The 6622-nt window shown below is 62.6% G+C and carries 5 protein-coding genes and 1 pseudogene; 5 read left to right on the plus strand and 1 reads right to left on the minus strand.

The window, feature by feature from the left end; translation table 11 throughout:
• Window positions 1–103: 103 nt before the first annotated feature.
• Complete coding sequence (locus E8A46_RS05270; protein WP_291558376.1) at window positions 104–1996, minus strand: ABC transporter transmembrane domain-containing protein; 1893 nt, start codon at window positions 1994–1996, stop codon at window positions 104–106.
• Window positions 1997–2153: 157 nt separating this feature from the next.
• On the opposite strand from E8A46_RS05270, the gene E8A46_RS05275 reads away from it, so the two are divergent.
• The 5 genes and pseudogenes from E8A46_RS05275 to E8A46_RS05295 all read left to right on the plus strand — a co-directional run.
• Window positions 2154–2372, plus strand: coding sequence for a hypothetical protein (locus E8A46_RS05275; RefSeq protein WP_291558378.1), 219 nt, complete (start codon window positions 2154–2156; stop codon window positions 2370–2372).
• A gap of 172 nt (window positions 2373–2544) precedes the next feature.
• On the plus strand, window positions 2545–3831 hold the full coding sequence (locus E8A46_RS05280) for a c-type cytochrome (protein ID WP_291558380.1): 1287 nt from the start codon (window positions 2545–2547) through the stop codon (window positions 3829–3831).
• Window positions 3832–3954: 123 nt separating this feature from the next.
• The gene (locus tag E8A46_RS05285; protein WP_291558383.1) at window positions 3955–4752 is read left to right on the plus strand and encodes a hypothetical protein; all 798 of its coding nucleotides are present in this window, start codon (window positions 3955–3957) and stop codon (window positions 4750–4752) included.
• A 386-nt stretch (window positions 4753–5138) separates the two neighbouring features.
• Window positions 5139–5754 (plus strand): annotated as a pseudogene (locus E8A46_RS05290) (NapC/NirT family cytochrome c).
• Between the two features lie 128 nt (window positions 5755–5882).
• Window positions 5883–6622: cytochrome c3 family protein (locus E8A46_RS05295; protein ID WP_291558385.1), on the plus strand; the 740-nt coding region annotated here is incomplete at its 3' end.

Below are 6622 nucleotides of genomic sequence, written 5' to 3' on the forward strand. Positions count from 1 at the left end.
AAGAATAGTGCGCGGGCCTATGCGCGCTTGCCTGCATTTGGCGCGTCCCATGATGCGCCCCGCCGAATCAGCTCGGATCCGTGTCTGGCGGACGAAATTGCGGTCAGCTGTGCCGGAGCTGCAGCCGCGCCAGGCGGGCATAGAGCCCGTTTTGCGCCACCAGTTTCGCATGGGTGCCCTGTTCGACGATTCGCCCCTGATCGATGACCAGGATCCGGTCGCAGGACAGCACCGTGGCGAGGCGATGGGCGATCACCAGCGTGGTGCGGTGGCGCATCAATTCTTCCAGCGCGGTCTGCACCAGCATTTCGCTTTCCGCGTCCAGTGAGGAGGTCGCCTCATCCAGCAACAATAGCGGCGCGTCGCGCAGGATGGCCCTTGCGATCGCGATGCGCTGGCGCTGGCCGCCGGACAAGGTGACGCCACGTTCGCCGAGCTCGGTTTCAAACCCCTGCGGCAGCCGATCGATGAATTCGGTGGCGTGGGCGAGAACCGCGGCACGTTCGACTTCGGCGTCATCGGCCTCCGGTCGCCCAAACCGGATGTTCTCCCGGGCGGTGGTGGCGAAAATCACCGGTTCCTGCGGCACCAGAGCGAGGCGGCCACGCACATCGCGCGGGTCGGCGTCGCAGATATCAACGCCATCGAGCGAAATCACGCCGCTGCGGGGGTCGTAGAAGCGCAGCAGCAAATGAAACAAGGTACTCTTGCCGGCGCCGGACGGACCGACGATGGCGACTTTCTCTCCGGCCTTCACCGCAAACGAAATGCCATCCACGGCATCGGTTTCCGGCCTGGTCGGATAGGCAAACCTGACATTGGCAAAGCCGACGTCGCCGCGTGAAGGCGTCGGCAATGCCAGCGGAACGGCCGGGGCGGCAATCGCGGGGTTCAACCGCAGAATCTCGAACAGCCGTTCGGTCGCTCCGGAGGCTGCCGAGACGTCGCCCCATACCTGGCTGAGTTCGCTGAGGGCGCCGGCGGCAAGGGCGGCGTAAAGCAGGAACTGGCCAAGCCGGCCGGCGGTCATCTGGCCGTTCAACACATCGTGAGAGCCGACCCACAGCACCGCCACGATGCTCGAGAAAACCAGAAAGATCACGATCGCGGTCAGGTACGCGCGGGCGCGGGTCGAGTTGCGCGCCGCCTGATAGGCGCGCTCGACTTCCCGGCCGAAGCGGCCGGTCGCAAGGCGCTCGTTGGTGAACGCCTGCAAAGGGCGCATCGCGCCGATCAATTCCGAGGCATAGGAGGAGGCGTCGGCCAGCGTATCCTGGGCCCCGCGGGACAGCGTTCGCACCCTTCTTCCGAACGCGACCAGGGGCAGCACGATCAGCGGGATCACCGCGATCACGGTCGCGGATAACCGAGGGCTGCTGACCACCATCATGGTGGAGGCGCCGGCAAACAGCATGAAATTGCGCAGCGCCGTCGAGATCGAAACCACCACGGCGGCCTTGATCTGGGTGGTGTCGGCGGTCAGCCGCGACACCAGTTCGCCGCTGCTGGCCGAATCGAAAAACACCGGCGACAGCGATGTGAGATGCGAGAACACGTCGCGACGCAGGTCTGCAACGATTCGCTCGCCGAGCGTGGTGACGAGATAGACGCGTGATGCGCTGGCGAGCGCGAGCACGGCCACGACCACGATCATCACGCCGAAATAGCTGTTGATCATCTCGACGCTGTCGGCGGTGAAGCCAAAATCGATCATCCGCCGCACGGCGGCCGGCACGACAAGCGTGGCGAGCGACGCCACGGTGAGCGCGACCAGCGCGGCGGCGGTCTTGGCGCGATAGCGCCCCAGATAGGGGACGAGGGCAAGCAGCGGACGCAACCGTTCACCGCGAACGGAACCATCCCTCGCCTGGATGGTTGGAATGCCCTGTTGCGCATCGGCCCGCGGTTTCGGAACTGCGGCGATTCCCGGCATCGCGACATTGCGCGGTAGCGCAATTAGCGTATCCTTATCGTCTATCCGTTCCACTGCGCTCATCTGCTCACCTTACCGCAATAAGAATGCTGTCGTTCGTTGCCCGGTCGTAGGCTGAATAGCCGAGTTGTTCGCGCAGCGATGTTGATCGAAATCAAATCTTTCGCATGAAAAGTCGAATACGGCTTTTGCTGTTCGTTCCCACTAACGGAGATGACAAATGAACTTCAGAATCCTGGGAGCCGTTGTCGCGGCGCTGGCCATCGGCGCAGCGTTCACGATCGCTGCTCCCAAATCCGCGGATGCGTTGCCCGCCTATGCCGCGTCAACAGGCAAGGCGTGTGGTGCGTGTCACCAGAATCCAGCCGGTGGCGGTCCCCGTAATGCTTTTGGTGATGCATTCGCGGCCAACGGCCACAAGCTGCCCGGGAAGAAATAACCCCAATATCTTCCACGACATAACTTCAATATCTTCGACGACAAGGTTCCGGTGCGCTGTTCGGCTTTGCTGAGGGTGGAGCGGCGCCTTGTCAGGTTCACGAGCTCCGTCAGCGCCGGGCAAAAGCAGCAAGAGCTGCACCGGCGCCGGCGAGCGGCAAGGCGGGGACGGAATGAAACAATCGGCTGAAGCGAATCTCGCCGGGCTCGGAAGCCGTGAGGCCGCTCGCCGGCCACCACGGGCCGGCTCCTCCCTCTCGATGCTGGCGTTTGTCGGAGGCGTCGCCGGGCTACTGTTCTCGGGGGCCTATTTCGGCGCATCCGCTCAACCGCGGACGATGGTCGAAAGCGGCGCCGAGTTGAAAACCCTGTACGCTACCCCGGAAGATGTCGCGCAAGGCAAGTCTCTCGCGGAGTCGAGCTGCGCCGGCTGCCATGGCGCAGACGGCATCAGCGACACCGCCACCGTCCCGCATCTTGCGGGACAGCGCTCCGCTTATCTGTTCCTCGAGCTGAAGGCCTATCAGTCCGAGGCGCGCGGCGACAATGCCATGAACAGCCAGGTCAAGTTTTTGAGCGACGACGCGCTGTACAAGGTGTCGGCCTATTATGGCAGCCTCGATCCGCCGCAGGCACCGGCGGCCAATCGTGCGAAAGTCGCGGCCGATCCGGTTCAGGCCGGCAAGACCGCTGCGGCTGCCTGCGCGGGATGTCATGGGGAATCCGGAGTCAGCACCACGCCGGGCATGCCGAGCCTTGCCGGACTGGATCCGAAATACACCGTTGCGGCGATGAAGGCGTACAAGAGCGGTCAGCGCGACAGCGAGCTGATGAAGTCGATGCTTGCCAGCCTCACCGACGCCGGCATGGAAAATATCGCGCTGTATTATGCGCTGCAAAAGCCGGCGCGAAGCCAGGCTGCCGCCGCCGGTGACAAGGCGGCGGGCGCGGCAGCTGCCGCGGGCTGTGCGGGATGTCACGGTTCGGACGGCGTCAGCGCAAACCCTGCCTTCCCCAGCCTCGCCGGCCAGGACGCCGGCTATCTTGCCAGCGCGCTGGCAGCCTACAAGCAGGGAACCCGCAAGGATGAGACGATGAAGGGTCTGGCGGCGGCGCTCGACGCTGCCGCCGGCAAAAACCTTGCGGCCTTTTTTGCAGGCCAGGAACCCCGGCAGCCCGACGTTCGCAAACCCCTGACCGCGGTGGAGTGGGCGCAGAGATGCGATCGCTGCCACGGCATCAATGGCAACAGCACCGACCCGCGCTTGCCCGCGCTGGCTGCCCAGCGCGCGGACTATCTGGAGAAGGCGCTGGATGATTATCGGACCGGCACGCGCAAGAGTCCGCGGATGTCGGCGATGTCGGAGGGGCTGACGGACCAGGATATTGCCGGCCTTGCGGCCCTCTACGCGCACAAGACGGCCCGCGCGGTCGTATTCTTGACGGTGCCGCCCAAATGAATCAAGTGAACCAGGTGAACAACGAGCGCACGCCGGATCGGCAGGCAAAGCGAACGACGGGTACTTCTGGCATGCCGCATCGCCCTCGCATCGGGGGCCTGAAAGATCTGAAGGAACATCACCATGGCTGAGCAGCCACCCCTCCACCGGCTCTATCATCATTATTCGGAGCTGCCCTACAGCGTACGTATTCTGTACACGGCGACGCTTCTGGTTCTCGGCATGGCCTACCTGTTTGGCCTGATCTACGTTTTTCACACCTATGCCGGCCGCGGCACCGGCAACAAGATGATGCTCTCGTATGAAGACCTTGTGGTCGCCTACAGCGGCAGCGGGCATGGTTCGCGCCTCGAATCGGCGCTGCAGGGGCCGATGTCGAACATGTTGCCGTCCGAAGACGGCCAGGCCATCATTGCCTGGGTGAAGGAAGGTACCGATCGGGCGACCTACGACAAGACGATCAAACCGATCCTCGACAAGCGCTGCATGGGTTGCCATGACGGCAGCAACCCGCATCTTCCCAATTTGAGCAGTTATGACAACCTGAAGAAGGTGACGGAGCAGGACACCGGAACGGATGTCTTCACCCTGGTTCGGGTGTCGCACATTCATCTATTCGGTTTGACCTTCATCTTCTTCATTGTCGGCATGATGTTCAGCCACGCCTATGTGAGGCCGGTATGGCTGAAATGCGCGATTGTCGCGCTGCCCTACCTGGCGATCGTGATGGACGTCAGCTCGTGGTACTTTACCAAGCTGTTTCATCCTTTCGCTTGGGTGGTGTTGCTGGCAGGTGCCCTGATGGGGGCGTGTTTCGCCTTCATGTGGGTGGTCACGATGTACCAGCTGTGGTTCTCGCCACCGCCCGCCATGGTCACCGCGCGAGCCGGCGGCGGCGGCGACGCGCGCTTCGTCGGCTGAAAGATCACGCAATCTCGGATTGCGCCGGGCGTAACGATGCGCCCGGCGCAAGCCTTTGAGGGGATGCGAGCTTCACCGCGCGGCAAAGTCGATTGACGCCATGCACAAATTTGCGGCGTCGATTGACTTGCGTCAAAGCAATCGGCCCAAAAACCGGCGTAAATGAATTCATGACGGGAACGCTCCCGCCATCCGGCGATGCTGACTGGCGCAAAGGCCACTGGGCACGATTCAATGCGGCGTGTGAGCAATTTTGGACAGCCTGAGTTTGCGCTCTGGGGTAACCTTTCGTAAGGTGTACCCTAGGGGAGATGGCTGCGCGATGTCGGTGACCGCGCGCGTTGTCTAGAGAACACCTGTCTAGAGATTGAGCTTGGGGGCTCAACATGGATGAATCTGGCGGAGCGGGCACCAAGACCCGATTACAGCGGCTGTGGGCGTTTTTCCGACGCCCGTCGTCGCTGTCCTGGAGCGTCCTTGTGGTGCTGGGAGGCCTCGGCGGGATCCTGTTTTGGGGCGGCTTCAACTGGGCGCTGGAACTGACCAACAGCGAAGCGTTCTGCATTTCCTGCCACGAAATGCGGGATAATGTTTACCCGGAACTGCAGCAGACCATTCACTGGAAAAACCGGTCCGGCGTGCGCGCGATATGTTCGGACTGCCACGTGCCGAAGGTCTGGATCTACAAGATCAAGCGAAAGATCGAGGCTTCCAACGAGGTGCTGCACAAGATTCTCGGCACCATCAGCACCCGCGAAAAATTCGAAGCGCATCGGCTCGAACTCGCGCAGCACGTCTGGGCGACGATGAAGGCGACCGACTCGCGCGAATGCCGCAATTGCCACGCGGTCGACTCGATGGATCCGCACAAGCAATCGGCTGCCGCATCAAATGATGCCGGAAGCGATCAAGGCCGGCGCGACCTGCATCGATTGTCATAAGGGTATCGCGCATCACCTTCCGGCGGAGCCGGCGGGAACTGACGAGCCGGAAAAAAAGTAGGCGTTATGTCGACTTCTCGACGAATAGTTATGAGTGTGGCTTTTTAGCAATATCAAAGGTGGCATCGACGGCCCACACATCAATTAACAATGAACGGTTGCCGACAGATGAACGCGGGGGCGTTTCGAATGAGCAGGTTGGGCGATTTTAACGGATGCTTCGGCTGGGGCGCGCGATACGCAAGAGCGTGTTATGCGCAGCCTCTGACCAAGCTTCTCTCGCTTCTCAAGTCGGCGCTGGTCGGTGGAGCGGTACTCGGGCTGATTCAGCCCGCGATGGCGGTTCAGATCGTCTCCGACCCCGGCATCAACCCCGCGACAGGGCAAGGCGTGTACGCCGCGCTGCGCGATCTCGACAAATCCGATTCGAAGCCCGCAGCCGTTCAACGCGACGATGATTCGTTCACTGCGCTCGCAGGTTTTGCCAATACGGTCGCGGCTGGATCGAAGCCGGCAAGCGAAGCGGCCGCCAGGCCCCGTCAGGTCGAGGATGCCGTCTATTCCGAATTGACCGAATTCGCTCAACGCCTCGGTGCCGCCCGGCCGGTGCAACGCCAGGGACGCCAGCAGTTCGCTGCGGACAGCGCTTACGAGGCGCTGCAGGAGTTTCTCAAGGGAGACGCGGCGCCAGCGGCTCCACAGCCGAAAGCCGCACCCGCGCCTGCGGCGATTCCCGCCAAGACAAAGGGCGGGGCTCCGATTGAAGCCAGCTTCGTCGGCGAGAAGGTCTGCATGACCTGCCATGCCGGCCACGCCGAATCGTTCTCGAAAACCCTGATGGGGCGGATCGGCAAGAATCAGCCCGGCAAGTTCGCATGCGAGAACTGCCACGGGGCGGGTTCGCTGCACGTGAAGGCGGGCGGTGGACG

Origin of the sequence: Bradyrhizobium sp. (assembly GCF_004799445.1) — a bacterium.
Classification (GTDB): Bacteria; Pseudomonadota; Alphaproteobacteria; order Rhizobiales; family Xanthobacteraceae; genus Bradyrhizobium.